Annotated in this window: 15 protein-coding genes; 12 read left to right on the top strand and 3 right to left on the bottom strand. The window is 61.9% G+C overall.

The genetic code is table 11. The annotated features are described in order from the left end of the window. The first annotated feature begins 33 nt into the window (after positions 1–33). Entirely contained in the window at positions 34–414 is a 381-nt protein-coding gene (locus tag J8C06_RS14545) for a phosphomannose isomerase type II C-terminal cupin domain (protein WP_211430145.1), read from the top strand. Here J8C06_RS14545 and J8C06_RS14550 read toward each other — a convergent pair. Then, positions 396–1877 (bottom strand): nicotinate phosphoribosyltransferase, encoded by a 1482-nt coding sequence (locus J8C06_RS14550; RefSeq protein WP_211430146.1) that lies wholly within the window; start codon positions 1875–1877, stop codon positions 396–398. The genes J8C06_RS14545 and J8C06_RS14550 overlap by 19 nt on opposite strands. Before the next feature lie 111 nt (positions 1878–1988). On the opposite strand from J8C06_RS14550, the gene J8C06_RS14555 reads away from it, so the two are divergent. The 7 genes from J8C06_RS14555 to feoB all read left to right on the top strand — a co-directional run bounded on the left by J8C06_RS14555 (position 1989) and on the right by feoB (position 9248). Continuing rightward, a complete protein-coding gene (locus J8C06_RS14555) occupies positions 1989–2483 on the top strand; it encodes a DUF427 domain-containing protein (protein WP_211430147.1) in 495 nt (164 codons plus the stop codon). 12 nt (positions 2484–2495) lie between these two features. Continuing rightward, on the top strand, positions 2496–3338 hold the full coding sequence (sctT, locus tag J8C06_RS14560) for a type III secretion system export apparatus subunit SctT (RefSeq protein WP_211430148.1): 843 nt from the start codon (positions 2496–2498) through the stop codon (positions 3336–3338). 61 nt (positions 3339–3399) lie between these two features. Next, positions 3400–5802, top strand: a complete 2403-nt coding sequence (locus tag J8C06_RS14565; protein WP_211430149.1) for a hybrid sensor histidine kinase/response regulator — start codon at positions 3400–3402, stop codon at positions 5800–5802. After that, complete coding sequence (locus J8C06_RS14570) at positions 5799–6431, top strand: protein-methionine-sulfoxide reductase heme-binding subunit MsrQ (protein WP_211430150.1); 633 nt, start codon at positions 5799–5801, stop codon at positions 6429–6431. The genes J8C06_RS14565 and J8C06_RS14570 overlap by 4 nt, the downstream gene beginning before the upstream one ends. Before the next feature lie 113 nt (positions 6432–6544). Beyond that, positions 6545–6820 (top strand): FeoA family protein, encoded by a 276-nt coding sequence (locus J8C06_RS14575; protein ID WP_211430151.1) that lies wholly within the window; start codon positions 6545–6547, stop codon positions 6818–6820. Next, positions 6817–7041: a FeoA family protein gene (locus tag J8C06_RS14580; protein WP_211430152.1), complete on the top strand. Its 225-nt coding sequence runs from the start codon at positions 6817–6819 to the stop codon at positions 7039–7041. Before J8C06_RS14575 ends, J8C06_RS14580 begins: the two co-directional genes overlap by 4 nt. Before the next feature lie 8 nt (positions 7042–7049). Beyond that, positions 7050–9248 carry a ferrous iron transport protein B gene (feoB, locus tag J8C06_RS14585; protein ID WP_211430153.1) on the top strand — a complete coding sequence of 733 codons (2199 nt, stop codon included), beginning with the start codon at positions 7050–7052 and terminating at the stop codon, positions 9246–9248. 10 nt (positions 9249–9258) lie between these two features. On the opposite strand, the gene J8C06_RS14590 is transcribed toward feoB, so the two are convergent. Continuing rightward, positions 9259–11568 (bottom strand): heavy metal translocating P-type ATPase, encoded by a 2310-nt coding sequence (locus tag J8C06_RS14590; protein WP_211430154.1) that lies wholly within the window; start codon positions 11566–11568, stop codon positions 9259–9261. A gap of 20 nt (positions 11569–11588) precedes the next feature. Next, positions 11589–11789 (bottom strand): heavy-metal-associated domain-containing protein, encoded by a 201-nt coding sequence (locus tag J8C06_RS14595; RefSeq protein WP_211430155.1) that lies wholly within the window; start codon positions 11787–11789, stop codon positions 11589–11591. A 163-nt stretch (positions 11790–11952) separates the two neighbouring features. On the opposite strand from J8C06_RS14595, the gene J8C06_RS14600 reads away from it, so the two are divergent. From J8C06_RS14600 to J8C06_RS14615, 4 genes are read left to right on the top strand one after another with little or no spacing between them, the layout of a single operon-like run. Next, the gene (locus tag J8C06_RS14600) at positions 11953–13884 is read left to right on the top strand and encodes a thioredoxin-like domain-containing protein (protein WP_211430156.1); all 1932 of its coding nucleotides are present in this window, start codon (positions 11953–11955) and stop codon (positions 13882–13884) included. A gap of 10 nt (positions 13885–13894) precedes the next feature. Beyond that, on the top strand, positions 13895–14791 hold the full coding sequence (locus tag J8C06_RS14605) for a carbon-nitrogen hydrolase (RefSeq protein ID WP_211430157.1): 897 nt from the start codon (positions 13895–13897) through the stop codon (positions 14789–14791). A gap of 12 nt (positions 14792–14803) precedes the next feature. Next, entirely contained in the window at positions 14804–16966 is a 2163-nt protein-coding gene (locus tag J8C06_RS14610; RefSeq protein ID WP_211430158.1) for a SpoIIE family protein phosphatase, read from the top strand. Then, positions 16938–18059: an agmatine deiminase family protein gene (locus tag J8C06_RS14615; RefSeq protein WP_246602124.1), complete on the top strand. Its 1122-nt coding sequence runs from the start codon at positions 16938–16940 to the stop codon at positions 18057–18059. The genes J8C06_RS14610 and J8C06_RS14615 overlap by 29 nt, the downstream gene beginning before the upstream one ends. Positions 18060–18133 lie beyond the last annotated feature (74 nt).

An 18133-nucleotide genomic window follows, 5' to 3' on the forward strand; every position in this document is an offset into this window, starting at 1 on the left:
GCATCATCCAACAACTGAAAGCGTAACGAACTTATGACACCAACCAACGCAACCGAATATCGTCCAGCACTGGAGCACGACGTGCGCCCGTGGGGACAATACACTGTTCTCGATGCTGGGGCCGGCTACAAGGTCAAGCGCATCGAGGTGCTACCTGGCAAACGGATGAGCTACCAAAAGCATGCCCGGCGCCACGAGCACTGGATCGTGGTGCAAGGCTGCGCGCAGGTCACGCTCGACGGCATCGAGCGGCAGGTCCCGGTGGGCGCGGCGGTTGACGTGCCGGTGGGCGCGGCCCACCGGATTGCCAACCCCGGTGCGGACCTCCTCGTGCTCATTGAAATCCAGCGCGGCGACTACCTGGGCGAAGATGACATCACCCGCCTCGCCGATGACTACGGGCGCGTTGTCTGACCGTTGCTGCCACGCGCTTGTAAGACGAGTTGCATCTTCAGGTCGTAGAGCGACTGCTCCAGTCCAACCGGGTAGATATGTGGATTGACGAACCGCTTCAGTCCCGGCGACAACCGCGCCAGGCTGGACTGGGCCCGGTGACGGCTGGCATCCAGCGGCGGTGGCTCATACACGCGAACGCCCTGGCGAAACACCGGGACGAGCAAATCTTCATAGGTAGCTTCTGGCGGAATGCGCTTCCGACGAGTTGGATCAAGGGGATCAATCACAACGCATCCCGACCCCAGATTTGAGCGCACGTCATAAATGGCGTCGGCCACCAGCTCGCCGTCCACGCTGTAGCGGCGCACTTGGTGAATGCCCGGCGTCGAAATCTTGACGGCTTGCTCAGAAAGCTTGATGCAGTAGCGCCAGTCGTCCGCGCCCCGGTCGCGCAGCGCCGTCAACTTGTAAACGCCCCCCAATGTTGGCTGGTCGTAGCCGGTCACGAGCTTTGTGCCCACGCCCCAGACGTTGATGCACGCGCCCTGCTGCTTGAGGCTGTTGATGATGGTTTCGTCCAGGTCATTGCTGGCCACAATCATCGCGTCGGGAAAGCCGGCGGCGTCAAGCAACTTGCGCGCCTCGATGCTCAAGTAGGCCAGGTCGCCGGAATCCAGCCGAATCCCGACCATTTCGTGGCCCTGCTCCCGCAACCAGTGGCCAACTTCGATGGCGCGGCGCACGCCCTCCAGGGTGTCGTAGGTATCCACCAGAAACACGCAGTTGTTGGGCAGGGTCTCAGCATAGGTTCGGAAAGCCTCCCGCTCGTCATCGAACGACATCACCCAACTATGGGCGTGCGTTCCGCGCACCGGGATGCCGTACACCTTGCCGGCCAAGACATTCGACGTTGCCACGCAGCCCCCGACATAGGCTGCGCGGCTGGCTGATAAACCACCATCGGGTCCCTGCGCCCGTCGCAACCCAAACTCGATCACCGGCTCACCCTGCGCCGCGATACAAATCCGGGCGGCTTTGGTGGCGATGAGGGTTTGAAAGTTGATGATGTTGAGAATGATGGTTTCCAGAAGTTGGGCCTGCACGAGCGGGCCTGTTACCCGCACCAGAGGCTCAAACGGAAAGACAATGGTGCCTTCGGGAATGGCATCAATATCGCAGGTCAGGCGAAAGTCGCGCAGGGTGGCGAGGAAATCCGCGTCAAAGAGCGCCTGCCCGTCTTGCCCGGTGAGCGTTGCCAGATAGTCCACATCGCTGTCGTCAAATCTAGCCTGGGTGAGCACATCCATGAGCGTCTGGAGACCGCACGCCACGGTGAAGCCGCCATCGAACGGGTGACGGCGGAAAAACATCTGGAAGACGGCTTCCTTTTCACCGCGCCCCGACTTCCAGTAAGCTTGCGCCATGGTGAGTTGATAGAGGTCCGTCAGCAGCAGCGACAGCATTGGTTGTGTGGTGGGCATGGCATCCAAACTCCATCTGTTGCGGGGGTGTCATGCCCCGCTGGGGCAAGGGATGGTAACTGTTTCGCGTTAGCGCCGATTTCGCAAGTCTTTCTCTCCTGGAGTGCGCCTATGTTTCCCAAACCCATCCAACCACAGCCAGGACAGGAATCCGTCTGGGATTACCCGCGGCCACCGCGTCTGGAGCAAACGGCGAAACGGTTGCGCGTCGTCTTCGCCGGACAAACGATTGCCGAGACAACACGCGGCTGGCGGGTGCTCGAAACCAGCCATCCGCCGGTGTATTACTTTCCACCGGCCGACATCGTCCCCGACACCGTCGTTCCCAGCCAGCGAACGTCGTACTGCGAATGGAAGGGAGCGGCCCGGTACTACACCGTGCGGGTGGGGCAGCACGTGGCGCCGGACGCCGCCTGGGGCTATCCGCAGCCGACCGCGCCCTTCGCGCCACTGGCCGGACACATTGCCTTCTATGCCCGCGCCATGGACGCCTGCTTCGTGGACGACGAACAAGTCGTCCCCCAGCCGGGTGACTTCTACGGCGGCTGGATTACGAAAGACATCGTTGGGCCGTTCAAGGGCGTTCCCGGCTCGTGGGGCTGGTAGCGACTGGCCGCTATGACCGACCCGGTTGGCTTCATTGACGCACTGCTGCGCTTGCTCGATGTGCAGGTTTCCGTCCAGGCCCTGCTCGTCCTGGGTGGACTCGTCTTTGCTCGGATGCTGTCATTCGTGACGGTTGTCCCCTTTTTTGGCGGGCAGAGCGTGCCCAACCAAGTCAAGGTTGCCGAAGCCGTCGCCTTTGTGTTGCTGATCGTTCCCGGACTGAGCGCTAGCACACCGGAGCTGGCCGTCCGGGGTGGCGCGTTTGGGTTTGCCCTGCTCGTCATCAAGGAAGTCGCCGTTGGTTTTACGCTGGGGTTCGTTGCCTCGCTGGTGTTTGAGGCCATTCAGGTCGCCGGACGGATCATTGACGCGCAACGGGGCGCGATGATGGGCGAAATGCTCAACCCGATGCTTCAGGAGCAGGTGTCCGAACTGGGCCAGTTCAAGCTCCAGGTCGCAGTGGTGATTTTTCTCGCCCTTGGGGCGCACCGGCTGGTGATTGAAGCGCTGTTTCGGAGCTTTGAGCTGGTGCCTGTGACGGACTTTCCAAACCTTGGCGTCGGCATCTCACCGGCGCTTGGCAGCGTTATCGTGCTTACCGGTGAGATACTCACCCTGGGCGTTCGGTTGTCGGCCCCGGCCATGGCGGCACTCCTGCTGACGGATGTTTTTTTCGGATTGATTAATCGCGTTGCCCCCCAGTTCAACGTATTCTTCCTGAGCATGCCGGTCAAAATGGCGCTGGGCATCTTTATTGTGATGCTGGCGCTTCCAATTTACGCTGAACAGTACCAGGCAGCTTTCAAGGAAGCGCTCCAGGCGTTTGAAGTGCTGATGCGGCAGCTTGCGCCGTAGTTCTGGGTTCGCTTCGTCCCCAACCACCAACTATTCGTTCTCCTGTCGTAGCAAGTGCCTTATGCCCTCCACTCCATCGTCTTGGACGCCCGACACCGTTGCCATCGAGCGCGACCTTGCGTTGGTCAAGCGGCTGCGCTGGTCGTACGTGGTCGTGTTGGTCACCCTGGCGGCCTTGACCATTGGGGGGCAGTTTGCCGTGCAAAATTTCATTGCCGAGCAACGGGACGACGCCCGCACCATCAACGTGGCCGGCCGGCAGCGCATGCGCAGCCAGCGGCTCACCAAATGCCTGCTGGCCTGGCAGTTTGCGCCTGATGCCGCAGAACGCCAGGCCTACTTGTCCGAACTGCGCGGGACGTTGTCGCAATGGGAAGCCGCGCACCGGGGGCTGTGGGAAGGCAAAGCCGAGGGAGGGTTGAGCGTTACCCACACCCCAGCCACGCGGGCTGCCCTGGCGGCAACCCTGCCGCATTTCAACGCCATGGCCGGCACGTTGCGGCAGATCCTGGCGACGACCGACGCCACCGGCGCGGTACGCCCGCCTTCGGCCGAGCAAATCCAAACGGTCCTAGAGCATCAAGCGCAGTTTCTCGCCGCCATGGAAAAGGTTGTTGACCAGCTTGAAATCGAGGCCAATCAGCGCCGCCTGCAACTCCAGGGGTTTGGCTGGGCCTGGCTGGTCGTTGTCCTTGGTATCTTCAGCTTGGAAGGCATCTTCATCGTGCGGCGGTCACTGGCGCAAACCACGGCCGTCATCCGGGAGATTTCGCTGGCTCGTGACCGCCTGGCCGGACTCAACCAGCGCCTGGAACGAGCCCGCGACCAGGCCCAGGCGGCCGCCCGCGCGAAGTCAGCCTTTCTGGCCAACATGAGCCATGAGATTCGCACGCCGATGAACGGCATCATCGGCATGTCCAACCTGCTGGCCAGCACGCCACTTTCAACCGAGCAAAGCGAGTATCTCGAAACCATTCGGTCGAGCGCCCAGAGCTTGCTCACCATCATCAACGACATTCTCGATTTCTCGAAAATCGAGGCCGGTGCGCTCCAGATTGAGTACCTGCCCTTTGATTTGCGGGAGTGCATCGAAAGCACCCTGGACATGATTGCCGAGCCGGCCGGACGCAAGCGCCTGGACGTAGCCTATCTCATCGAGGACCACGTTCCACCCACTCTCATCAGCGATCCAACGCGCTTGCGACAGATTCTGCTCAACCTATTGAGCAATGCGGTCAAGTTCACCGAACGCGGCGAGATCGTCATCACCGTCAGCGCCGAGCCGCTCAATGACCAAACCAGCCTTCCGGAAGAGGGTGCCCGCGAACGACGCCAGTATGAGTTACGGTTTGACGTGCGCGACACGGGCATCGGCATTCCACCCGAAGCTCAGGAGCGGGTCTTTCGTGAATTCGAGCAAGCCACAGAAGCCACCGCGCGGACCTACGGCGGCACCGGGCTGGGGCTCGCCATTTCCAAGCGCCTGGTGGAAATGCTGGGCGGCCGGATTTGGTTTGAAAGCGAAGTCGGTCTCGGCACGACGTTTCACTTCACCGTGCAGTGCGAGGCTTCACCAAGCCAGCCGCGCGTGTACGTCCGGGGGTCGCTGCCTGCGGTTGAAGGCAAAATCGTTCTTGCTGTGGATGACAACGCGACCAACCGGCGAGTTTTGGAGTCCCAGCTTCGCGCCTGGCACGCAACGCCCATCCTGGCTTCTTCGGCGGAAGAAGCCATGCGTTGCCTACGGGGCGGAATGAAGGTGGATGTGCTCATTCTCGATGTCCACCTCCCCGGCATGGACGGCCCAGCGCTGGCCAGGGAGATTCGCAAGCAACCGGCTTATGCCCAACTACCGATTCTTTTCTTTGGCTCCACCATGGAGGAGCCTATCAAGGCCCAGATCGAGGCGGTCGCGCCGGCCGCGCTTCTGACCAAGCCGATCAAGCTGACGAGCTTTCGGCGACACCTGGAGGAGTTACTGGCCAAGCGAACCGAAGAACCTTCGACCACCACCAAACCACAGTTCGACAAGACGCTTGGGCAGCGGCATCCGCTGCGCATCCTCATTGCCGAGGACAATGCCGTGAACCGCAAACTGGCCCTGAAGATGCTCGAGAAACTGGGCTACCAGGCTGACACGGCCACCGACGGCACCGAGACGGTAGAGGCCGTGCTCGATGCCGTCACCTGTGAAAAACCTTACGACCTCGTGCTTCTGGACTTGCACATGCCGGCCAAAGATGGCCTTGAAGCCTTGCGGGAGATTCAACAGCGCTTGCCGGCAACTCACCAGCCACGGTTCGTCGCGCTCACGGCCGCCGCTTTACCGGAGGAACGGCAGGCCGCGCTCGCTGCCGGCGTGGACGACTACCTATGCAAGCCGTTTACGGTCAATGAGCTAGTGACGGCCCTCGAAGCGACCCAACCCCTTACCCGGCGCACCACGGAGCAACAATCGGCATGACCCACGCTCGCCCAGTCGCAGTCTTCAACCCGGTCTTTGCCCAGCGCGTGCTTCTGGTCAACGGCTTGCTACCGCTCGTGCTGTGTAGTTGGGACGGGGTGACCGGCGGGCTTGGCGCGAATCCGCTGGAGTTCATCCTGCGGTTGACCGGGATGCTGGCGCTGGTTTTCCTGACGCTGACGCTTATGGTCACGCCGCTTGTGGCGTGGTTCGGACCGGCCTGGCTCATCAAACTACGCCGGACGCTTGGGTTATTTGCATTTTTTTACGGTGGCTTGCATTTGTTCAGCTATGTCTGGTTCGACAAGGTGTTTGACTTGGTCGCCGTGGGCGTGGATGTGCTCCGGCGGCCGTTCATCTTGTTTGGGATGCTGGCTTTTCTGGTGATGCTGCCGCTGGCCGCAACATCCACGAATGGCATGATCAAGCGTCTGGGCGCGCGGCGCTGGAAACAACTGCACCGCTTGACGTATGTCGCCGCGGTTGCCGGGGCCGTTCATTTCTACCTGTTCGTCAAAGCCGACACGACCGTGCCGACGGCCTTTGCGGCTGTCATTGGTTTCCTGCTGGTCTATCGCTGGATGAGCGCCCAGTCGGTCACGACGCTGGGACTCGATGCGAAACGTTAGGCAGCGGCCAATGCTCGACTGAATAACTTGAAAATAGTTTTCAATTCACTTACGGTTTGCGTTCGTGGCCAAGTTGGCCTACGTCATGCTACCGGTTGAAGTGTCTTGATTTCATGAAACGCTGGTTGAGTGCTTTACGTCCGACGTCCGCGGCCGCCGCAAATGATCGTTCCTTGACCCTGGCCGATGTTGCCGCCGGTGAGCGGGTGCGGGTGTGTCGCGTGGCAGATATGGATGGCGCTGACATCTTGCGCGAGCGGGGACTTTGCGAAGCCTCCGAAGTGCGGGTGATTACGGCGGGCGACCCACTGGTGTGCGCCGTGCTCGGTGCGCGGATGACGCTCAATCGCCATACGGCGCGCGGCGTGCTGGTGGAGCGACTGCCATGACGCTTGACACACTGGACATCGGCGCGGCAGCGCGGGTGGAGCGGGTTCGCGGCGGACGCACCGTCGCGCAGCGTCTCCAGGAAATGGGACTGACCACCGGTGTCACCGTCAAAGTCATTCGCGTTGCCCCACTCGGCGATCCGCTGGAAATCGAGCTGCGGGGCTACCGGCTGTCATTACGCAAGGACGAAGCCGCCGCCGTCGAAGTTTCCCTGCCGTGAGGGGGCCTGTGAGTGAACGTCATCCTCCGCGCCGGCTGGCGCTGGTCGGCAATCCCAACTGCGGCAAGACGACCCTGTTCAACGCCCTTACCGGACTCCGTCAGAAGGTCGGCAACTACCCCGGCGTCACCGTCGAGAAAAAGGAAGGACGGTTCACGGTCGGCCATCAGGACATCGTCGTCATTGACCTGCCGGGTATCTACAGCCTCGCGGCGCGTTCACTCGACGAGCAGATTACCCGCGATGTCATCCTGGGGCGACAGGCGGACACCCCACCTCCCGAAGCCCTGCTGGCGATTGTTGACGCCAGCAATCTGGAGCGCAACCTCTACTTGGTGACGCAGGTGATGGAGCTTGGGCGTCCGGTCTGGCTGGCGCTCAACATGATGGATGTCGCCGACGCCAAGGGGCTGACCTTCGACCTGGACCGGCTGTCTCAAAGCCTAGGCGTGCCGGTCGTGCCGATTGTGGCAAGCCAGGGGACGGGGTTGGACACCCTCCGGCAGCGCCTGGCCGGGCCACTGCCGGACGTGCCGGCGCGGCAGTGGCGCTTGCCACAGGTGATTGAGGCGGAAGTGGCGGCGCTGACCGATCTGCTTCGCGCCAACCAGTGGACGGAAAGTGTCGCGGCCGAAGGCGAAGCCATTCGGCTGCTGCTCAATGATGTCGCGGAAGACGAACCCTTGCCGCCGCCGATTCGAGGCGCGGTCGAGGCGGCCCGCGCCCGACTGGAAGCCATGGGCATCGAGTGGTGGGCGGCTGAAGCGGAAGGGCGCTACGGCTGGATTCAAACCGTCTGCCAAGCGGCAATTCACCAGCCGGCGGCGTTTCAGCGCACGACGAGCGACCGCATTGACGCGGTAGTGACCCATCGCTGGTGGGGGCCGGCGCTTTTTGCCGGGTTGATGCTGTTTGTGTTTCAGAGCATCTTCACTTGGGCGCAGGTTCCGATGGACGCCATTGACCGGGGCGTGAGCCAACTGGCCACCATCGCCCGTCAAGTCCTACCGGACGGAGAACTGACCGACCTCATCGCGGATGGCATTCTGGCCGGCGTCGGGGCGGTCGTGACCTTCGTGCCGCAGATTCTCATTTTGACCTTCTTCATTGCCTTGTTGGAAGACACCGGTTACATGGCGCGGGCGGCGTTCATCATGGACCGTCTGATGCGCCGGGTTGGGTTGAGTGGCAAATCCTTCATTCCCCTGCTGGGTTCCTTTGCCTGCGCCATTCCGGGGATCATGGCGACCCGAACGATTGAAAACGCCAAGGACCGCCTGGCGACCATCTTGATTGCACCGTTGATGAGCTGTAGCGCGCGGCTGCCGGTTTACGCGCTGATGATCGGCGCGTTTTTCCCGGCCGAACAGCGGCTGTGGGGCATCGTTTCAACGGCCGGTGTGATGCTGTTTGCCATGTACGCGCTGGGCATCGTCGCGGCCCTGACCGTTGGGTGGTTGTTCAAAAAGACGCTGATCCGCGGCGCGTCACCGCCACTCATCATGGAGCTGCCGCCATACCGCGTTCCCTCGCTCCGAACGGTGCTGCTGACGACCGGCTCGGCTGCCGGGCAGTTTCTCTACCGCGCCGGAACGGTCATTTTGGCCATCTCGATTGTGCTGTGGTTTCTGGCGACCTACCCGAAACAGGTCGCGTTGAGCCGCGACTACGCCGCCGAACGGGCGGCAGCGGCGGCTGCCGTCCAGGCCGGACAACTGTCAGAAGCCGAGGCAGCCGAACGCCAACAAAGGCTTGAAGCGCTCGAGAAAGCCGAGCGGCGCGAGAAAAGCTTCATCGGACGAGCCGGCCAACTCATCGAGCCGGTGCTTGCCCCACTTGGGTTCAACTGGAAAATCGGAGTCGGGATCATCTCCGCCTTTGCCGCACGCGAGGTTTTCGTCGGCGCGCTGGCCATTGTGTACGGCATCGGCGATGAAGAAGACGCTTCCGGCAACCGAGCGCTCCATGCGGCACTCCAGGCGGATCGCCATCCCGACGGCCGGCCGGTCTTTTCGCCGTTGGTTGCGGTCTCGGTCATGGTGTTTTTCGTGTTGGCGATGCAATGCATGTCCACGCTGGCAGTTGCCCGGCGGGAGACAAACAGTTGGCGGTGGCCAGCGGTCATGTTTGCCTATATGACCACGCTGGCCTACTTCGGCAGCTTGCTGGTCTATCAGGGTGGACGGTGGTTGGGCTTCGGGAACTGAGCGCCTGCCCTCACCGACCGTCGGCGACAGGCGGTCGCCACTGCCGTAGGCGCAAGGCATTGGCGAGAACGAATAAACTCGATAACCCCATGGCGGCACCGGCAACCATCGGCGAAAGCAAAACGCCAAACACCGGATAAAGCGCGCCGGCGGCAACCGGTATGAGCGCCACGTTGTAGGCAAACGCCCAAAATAGATTCTGCCGAATGTTGCGCATGGTCGCCCGGGCCAGTCCGATCAGCTTGGAAACACCAGCCGGGTCGCCGGCCATGAGCACGACATCGGCCGTCTCGATGGCAATATCCGCACCCGCACCAAGCGCAATCCCGACATCGGCAACGGCCAGCGCCGGAGCATCGTTGATCCCATCCCCCACAAAGGCGACGCGGCCACGTGACTGAAAGGCGCGCACGGCCTCAGCCTTGTCCGTTGGTCGCGCTTCGGCGATGACCTCCGTGATCCCTACAGCGTCCGCGACGGACTGCGCCGTATCCCGATGGTCTCCGGTCACCATGGCCACCTCGACGCCTTGGGCGCGCAGCCGCGCAACGGCCGCAGCGGCCGTCGGCTTCACCGCATCGGCGACGGCCGCCACGGCAACCAGCTTCCGGTCAAGGGCAATGTAGATTGGAGTCTTCCCCGCGCGCGCCAATGCCTCCACGGTAGCCGTTGCCGGCCCGAGCGCGATGTCCAACGACGCCATCAACCGCGCCGTTCCGACGGCCAAGGCCTGCCCGGCAACCGTCGCCGTCACCCCGTAGCCGGGCAGCGCCCGGAAGTCGTCCACTTCCGGCAGTGTTGCCCCGCACGCTTCGGCGGCCGCCACCATTGCTTGCGCAATCGGATGCTCGGAGCGCCGTTCCACGGCCGCGACCCAACCCAGCAGAGCCGTTTCGGACAGTCCGGGTGGCAGCGCCACGGGGAGCAAATCGGTCACGACCGGTCGGCCAAGGGTGAGCGTGCCGGTTTTGTCAAAGACCACGACGCGCACCGCCTCCAGGGTTTGAAGGGCGCTCCCCGTGCGGAAGAGCATCCCCAGTTGCGCCGCCTTACCCGCGCTCACCAGAATCGAAGTCGGCGTGGCCAACCCCATCGCGCAGGGGCAGGCAATGATCAGCACCGCGACGGCATTGACCAAAGCCAAGTCAAGTGACACCAACCAGAGCCAGCCGCCAAAGGTCAGTCCCGCCACAACCAGCACCACCGGGACAAACCAACTCACCACCCGATCGGCTACATCCTGGATGGGTGGCTTGACGCCCTGGGCAGCGTGAACCATTCGGACGATACCTTGCAGGACGGTTTCCCCGCCGACCCGCTCGGCCTGCAACGTCAGGCTGCCCTGTCCGTTGACCGTCCCACCGATGACTTCATCCCCGACCGATTTCGTCACCGGCAACGGTTCGCCCGTCAGCATGGATTCATCCACGAATGACGCCCCCTCGACCACCCGCCCATCCACGGGGATGCGTTCCCCAGGCCGCACCAAGACCTGGTCGCCCGGACGGATCGCCGCAATCGGCACGTCAAAGGTCTGCGCATGACGAACGATCCGGGCCGTCTTCGGCTGCAAATCGAGCAACTGACGAAGCGCTTGGCTCGTTTGCCCCTTGGCGCGCGCCTCAAAGTATTTGCCGAGCAGCACCAGCGCGATAACCGTCGCCGACGCTTCGTAGTAAAGGTGTGTCGTTCCGGCGGGAAACGCCGTCGGGAACCAGGTCACGGCGGTCGAATAACCATAGGCAGCCGTCGTGCCGAGCATGACTAGGCTATTCATATCCGGCGACCAGGCGCGCGCGGCCGCCCACCCCTTCCGGTAAAAGCGCCACCCTGGCCCAAACTGTGTCAGCGTGGCCAGAACAAACGACATCCACCTCCAAACGGCTTCATCCACCACCTGCCTCAACCCGTGATGCAGCCCTGGAATCAGCATCGGGACCATCTCGAAGACGACGAGCGGAAACGCCAACAGTCCGGCCACGAGAGCCTGCCGACCGAGCGACTGGCGTTCCCGGAGCACTGGGTCAGATGCCGCTCCATCAGCCGCCACCGTGGCAAGCGGGACAACCTCATAGCCAGCGTTGGCAATGGCGGCGCGGAGCGCTTCCAGGGTGGTCGTCTCCGGGCGGAAGGTCACGACCGCCTGCTCGGTAGCCAGGCTGACGGCCACGCGCTTGACGCCGTCAATCCGGCGCAATACCCGCTCGATACGACCCGCGCAGGCCGCGCAGGTCATGCCACCCACGCCGATGACTTCCGTGACCTCAGACGGCGGGACGACCGGCGGTGACGAAACCGGCGCAACCAGTGTCGTGGGCATGGTTTTTTGCATCGGAGCGCCTACACCGGCTCGAAGCCAGCTTCCTCGATGGCCGCGGCAAGGCGCGCGCGCGGCACCGTGTCTGGCGCATAGGCAACCGTCGCTCGCCCGACTTCGACCTGCCGCACCTCAACGTCGGGAAGCGCCCGCAGCGCGGCTTCAACCGCGCGGACGCAATGACCGCAGCTCATGCCTTTGATTTCAATGACTTCTTCGCGCATCGCGCTTCCTCCATTAGGCTTATGTCATTCAGACTTGTCAGACACGCGCCGACACAGCACCATGCGCGGCATGAAACGTCTCTGGCCTATATGTTTTATCACGCTTCTGGTTCTTGCCGGGCTGATGTTACCTGCCACATCACCGACGGCCACTTCACGGCTCATGGCACCACGCTCGACCTTGCAGATGGGACCCATTCGCGCGCCGGAACTGGAAGGCGGCGTGGGCTGGCTCAACGTTCCTGGCCCATTGTCATTAGCCGGACTCCGGGGCAAGGTTGTCCTGCTCGACTTCTGGACCTACTGCTGCATCAACTGCATGCATGTCATCCCCGACTTGAAGGCCCTGGAAGCCAAGTATCCCAACGAGCTGGTGGTCATTGGTGTTCACTCGGCCAAATTCACCAATGAGAAAGACACCAGCAGCATTCGACAAGCCATTGCGCGCTACGACATTCAGCATCCAGTCGTCAATGATGCCAACTTCGCCATCTGGAACGCCTACGCCGTTCGGGCCTGGCCAACCCTCGTCCTGATTTCACCCGATGGCTACGTAGCGAATCGCTATTCAGGCGAAGGCCACCGCGAAGAACTCGACCGCGACATCGCGGCGCTCATTGCCGAAGCCAAACGCAAGGGGACGCTCAAGCCCTCATCCCTTGAAATCGCACTGGAACTTTCCAAAGAAACTGACAAACCACTCCGCTTTCCGGGTAAGGTTCACGCCGATGCCGCCAACCAGCGACTTTTCATTGCCGATAGCAACCATCACCGCATCGTCATGACCGGCTTTGACGGAACGGTGCTGGACACCATTGGGTCCGGCGCGCCCGGCACGCGCAACGGGCCATTCGATTTCGCCGAGTTCCGCTATCCCCAGGGCATGGCGCTCGACGGGGACTTCCTCTACGTTGCCGACACCGGCAACCACCTCATTCGGCGGGTTAACCTCAAGTCCAAAGCGGTCGAAACCGTTGCCGGAACAGGCAAGAACGAACGCAGTAGCCAGATGGGACCGGGGTTGACCATCGGGCTGAGTTCGCCCTGGGACCTCGTTATCCATGGGCGGACGATGTTCATTGCCATGGCGGGCGCGCACCAGATTTGGCAATACAACCTCGATACCGGCATGGTCGGCTGGTACGCCGGAACCGGGGCAGAGGGACGCCGGGACGGTACGCTCGACACCGCCCTGTTCGCCCAACCTTCCGGCCTTGCCACGGACGGCAAGCGCCTCTACGTCGCCGACAGTGAAATCAGCGCCATTCGAGCCATTGACCTGGCCGACGGCAATGTGACGACCCTGGCCGGCGGCGATTTGTTTGACTTCGGTGACGCGAACGGCAAGGGCGAAAACGCTCGTTTTCAGCATCCGCTGGCCGTCGCCGTCGCCGACCGCAAGCTGTACGTGGCCGACACCTACAACCACAAGCTCCGCACCATTGACCTGCGGACCCGCTTTGTCTCGAATCTCATCGGCAGTGGCAAGCCAGGCCTGCAAAATGACATCCCGGCATTCTTTCACGAGCCGAGTGGTCTTGCCTATGCCGGCGGCAAACTGTTCGTTGCCGACACCAACAACCATGTCGTGCGGGTCGTGGAATTCGAGCCAACCCGCGTGAGCACGTTTCCGACCGACAAGCTCAACGCGCCGACGCCGGTCAAACGCAAGGCGGATGCCCTTCCCAACGAGGAACAAATCGGCGTCCCGGCCCAACGCCTGACGCCGGGCAGCGGCGAGATCGTGGTGGATATCCAGTTGCCGCCCGGCTTCAAGTATGCGCCGTCCGCCGAACAGCGTTACTTCGTCAGCGTCGAAGCCGGGACGGAAGGGTTTAGCGTCCCGGCAAAATCCCTGGATGTCACCTCGGACAAGCTGCGGTTTCCGGTCAAAATTCCATATACCGTCACGCCCGATGGCATGGGCGCGTTTGATGTCGTCGTCTCAGTAACCTACTGCAAGGAAGGCAACGAAGGGTTCTGTTCCGTGGCAACCTACCGTTTCCACGTGCCGTTCATCGGACGGGCCAAAGGCGGAAGCAAGAACCTGATTCTGCAGAAACGCATCCCCACACCGGCTCCGCCAACCCCATAGGACTTCAACCATGACCTCACGACCGTTCACACTCGGCCTGGTGCAGATGCGGTGTGTGGCCGACCGCACGGAAAACCTCGACCGCGCCGCGCATTTCATCCGGGAAGCCGCGCAGCAAGGGGCGCAGGTCATCTGCCTGCCTGAACTTTTCCAGTCGCCTTACTTTTGCCAGCGTGAAGACACGGCGTTATTCGACCGCGCCGAACCGCTCGACGACAGCCCCTCGCTGCACGCCATGCAGGCCGTTGCGCGAGCAACCAAAACCTACGTTATCACGCCGTTTTTTGAGCGCCGGGCGGCCGGTCTCTACCACAACAGCGTAGCGCTGGTGGACGACCACGGCGAGCTGCGCGGTTTGTATCGCAAGATGCACATCCCCGACGATCCGGCCTACTACGAGAAGTTTTACTTCACACCGGGCGACCTGGGGTTTGTCGCCTTCGATACGCCCTACGGACGCATCGCGTCGCTCATCTGCTGGGATCAGTGGTTTCCCGAAGGGGCGCGGCTGGCCGCGCTCCGCGGCGCAACCGTGCTGTTCTACCCAACCGCCATCGGTTGGCATCCGTATGAAAAGGAAACGCATGGCGCGGCCCAGCGCGACGCCTGGCGGACGGTGCAACGGGGTCACGCCATTGCCAATGGGCTGTATGTGGCAGCCGTCAACCGCATCGGCTTTGAACCTTCCCCGATTGACGATCAGGGGGGATTGGAGTTTTGGGGCAGTTCGTTTGTCGCCGACCCACAGGGCATCCTCATTGCCGAGGCGCCAACCGACACGGAAACGGTCCTGCTGGCGGAAGTCACGCCGGCGCGGCTCGAGGATGTGCGGCGCAACTGGCCCTTCCTGCGCGACCGACGCATTGACGCCTACGATGGGCTGACCCGCCGCTTCCTGGACACCTGAGTCTCCCTGCCGATGACTGGCACAAGCTGTTTCTCGCGTATCTGGCTTGGTCTGCTGCTTGTCTGGCTTCTCGGGATGCCGGGGTTGGGACAACCCTCTCCCACCGCTGGGTCGCCCAACCTAGACCAACCGATAACACTTTACACGTGGAAGTACCGGTCTGGTGACGATCCGGCCTGGGCCGCCCCAGGTCTGAACGACACGGATTGGTTGCCACTCAACCTCGCGCCAGGTCCGACATTTTCCGGTGGGCCCCGGCTGGGTGTGGGTTGGTATCGAACCGAAGTGTCCGTGGCCGACCTCTACCGACCTGGCGTTCGGGTCAATCACGTCCTGGGCAGTTGCGCGTATGAGGTGTATGTCAACGGGGTGCGGGTCGGTCAGTTCGGTGAAGTCACGCCTCGCCCACGCTTCCCCCCTGGGCGTTTTCACCTGCCGATGGCCATTCCGGCAGAGGCCCTGCGCCCGGACGGACATCTGGTGGTGGCGATTCGAGCGCAGGAGCAAGCCACGACACTCGGCAATGACCTGGCGTTTCTCGGCGCGCAGGTGGGGACATACGATTACTTGGCCGGCCAGGTCTTCCAAGCCCGCGCAGAAGCCACGCAGCGGGACATCTTCCGCATCAGCTTTGTCTTTGCTTTTGCCTTTTTCGCCCTTTACCACTTATATCTTTATGCCAGCTTTACCGTTTTCCAAAAAAACAGAAAAGAACGGACTGAGTACCTTTGGCTGGCCCTGATTGCCCTTGGCTACGCGGTCAACTCGTTCTCAATCTCGCACACCCTCACGGACAATACCTCTATCCAGACCTACCGCTTGATCAATGCGATTAGCGTTCACTTTCAACTCATCTGTGGCGCTGAGTTCATTTACAGCTTTTTGAAACGACCCGTGCCGAAGTGGGTAAGGGGCCACCAGATAAGTCAAATTATTTGCCTTGTCGGCACAATCGCATTTCCTGACCAGTTGCTATTGCCCGTCATGAACGAGGCTATTTTCTCGGTTTCCGTACTATCCCTGGTTGCCCCCGTTACCGTTCACATCGTGCACGCTGCCTACAGGGGAGTTTCCGAAGCCAGAGCGCTTCGGATGAGTATCAGCCTGATTCTGATCGCTGAGTGTATCCAAGTTGCGCAGATCGCCCTCCGTTCCTCAGAACTCAGCGAGTCCGTGATGACGCGCTGGCTTTTTTACCCCGTCTTCAGGTACGCCGTGGACTTCAGCTTCGGCATCTTTCTGCTCTCCATGGCCGTGAACGTTGCCCGGCGCTATCGAAACGAAATCGAAAGCATCAACCGGAACCTGGAACAAACAGTCGCTGAACGCACAACCCAAGTCCGTTACCAGCGGGATGAACTTGAGCGCAAAAACCAAGATATCGAGGATAGCCTGCGCTACGCCCAAACCATGCAGCAGGCGATTTTGCCGACACTCGGCGACTTGCAGTCCGCTTTTGCCGAAGCTTTTGTTTTGTGGAAATCACGTGACATCGTTTCGGGCGACTTCTACTGGTTTCACAAAACTGAAACCGGCGGCTTGCTGGCCGTTGCCGACTGCACCGGGCATGGCGTTCCAGGAGCGTTTATGTCCTTCATCGGCAATGACCTCCTGAACCAAATCGTCATCGAGCGCGGGATTGCCGACCCGGCGCGCATCCTGACCGAGCTGGACCAGGGCGTGCGACGCATCCTCAAGCAAGGTCACGCGCAGTCCGTCGGACTTGATGACGGGATGGATGTCGGCATCTGCCGTTTTGACGCCGGCAGCGTCACCTTTGCCGGCGCGCGCCGACCGCTGTATGTCGTAGCTGATGGCGAAGTGACCACGCATGCCGGAGCCCGGCATCCTATTGGCGGACGCTTGCGCAAGGCACGGGAGTTTGAAAACGTCGCTATTCCGGTTGCGCCCCAGGCGATGCTGTACTTGACGACGGATGGTTTTGCCGACCAGCCAGATGCTGGCGGCCGGCGCTTCAAAACCCATGCGCTGCTGAGATGCTTGCAGGACATCGCTCCCCGGCCGGCAACGGAACAACAGGCGCGGCTCGAAGCGGCGCTCGCTGCCCACGCCGGCGCGACGCCCCAACGCGATGACATAACAGTTGTGGGCGTGCGCCTTGATCCACACCGGCTTGACCGCCTAAATGGAGGTGCTGACCGTGTACGTCTTTGACGCCATGCCGGCCACGCTCGGTTTTCGTCATCCGGCCGAGTGGGAGCCGCAACAAGCAACTTGGCTGGCCTTCCCGCACAACCGGTCTGACTACCCCGGCAAGTTGCGCCTGGTTCAGTGGGCTTACGGCGAGATCATCCGCAAGCTATCAGCGCACCAAACCGTCAACGTGGTCGTTTCTGATGCCACGCCGGACACGCGCCTGCTGATGCTCCTGAAGCGCGTCGGCGCATGTGTCGAGCGCGTCCGTTGCTTTCACTTCCCCACCAACCGGGGTTGGCTGCGGGATGCCGGGCCGATTTTTGTCGCCCGCGACCAGGATGGACGCCGCGACCTGGCACTTTGCAAGTTTCGTTTCAACGCCTGGGCCAAATATCCTGATTTCCACCGGGATGACGAGTTGGCGCTCCGCGTGGCGAAAACACTCAACCTTCCGGTCTTCGTTCCGCACGTCCAGGGTAAGCCCTTCGTGCTGGAAGGCGGGGCAGTGGATGTCAACGGACAGGGCGTGGTCATGACGACCGAAGAGTGCCTACTCGACAACGAGACGCAGCCGCGGAATCCGCACTTGTCACGGGCCGAGGTGGAAGCCGCGCTCCACGCCACGCTTGGGGTGTCAACCATCTGGTGGCTTGGGAAAGGCATTGCCGGCGACGATACGCATGGCCACGTGGATGACCTGGCGCGGTTTGTCAATCCCACAACGCTCGTCCTGTGCGACGAGTCAGACCCTAGCGACGCCAACTACGCGGCGCTCAAGGAAAACCACGAACGCGCGCAAGACTTCCGCTTGCCGGACGGCTCGCGCCCGGAGGTCATTCGCCTGCCCATGCCGCGGGCGCTGACCTTCGATGGGCAGCGGTTGCCGGCTAGTTACGCTAACTTTTACATTGCAAATGGGATTGTCCTCGTTCCGACCTTCAACGACCCCAACGACCGCGTGGCGCTGGGGACGTTGAGCGAGTGCTTCCCCGACCGCGAGGTGTGTGGCATTCACGCCGTGGACTTGGTTTGGGGACTGGGCACCCTGCACTGTCTGACGCATGAACAACCGGCGGGCATGCCGGCCGGCGCGCCGGCCAAGCCGGAGTGAGTTTCCGAGCCGGCGCAAATCAAGTATGGTTGAGTGACTGGGTTGGTTGAGCACAGTGACCCGCCGGCGTCGGC

The organism is Chloracidobacterium validum, assembly GCF_018304825.1.
GTDB lineage: Bacteria > Acidobacteriota > Blastocatellia > Chloracidobacteriales > Chloracidobacteriaceae > Chloracidobacterium > Chloracidobacterium validum.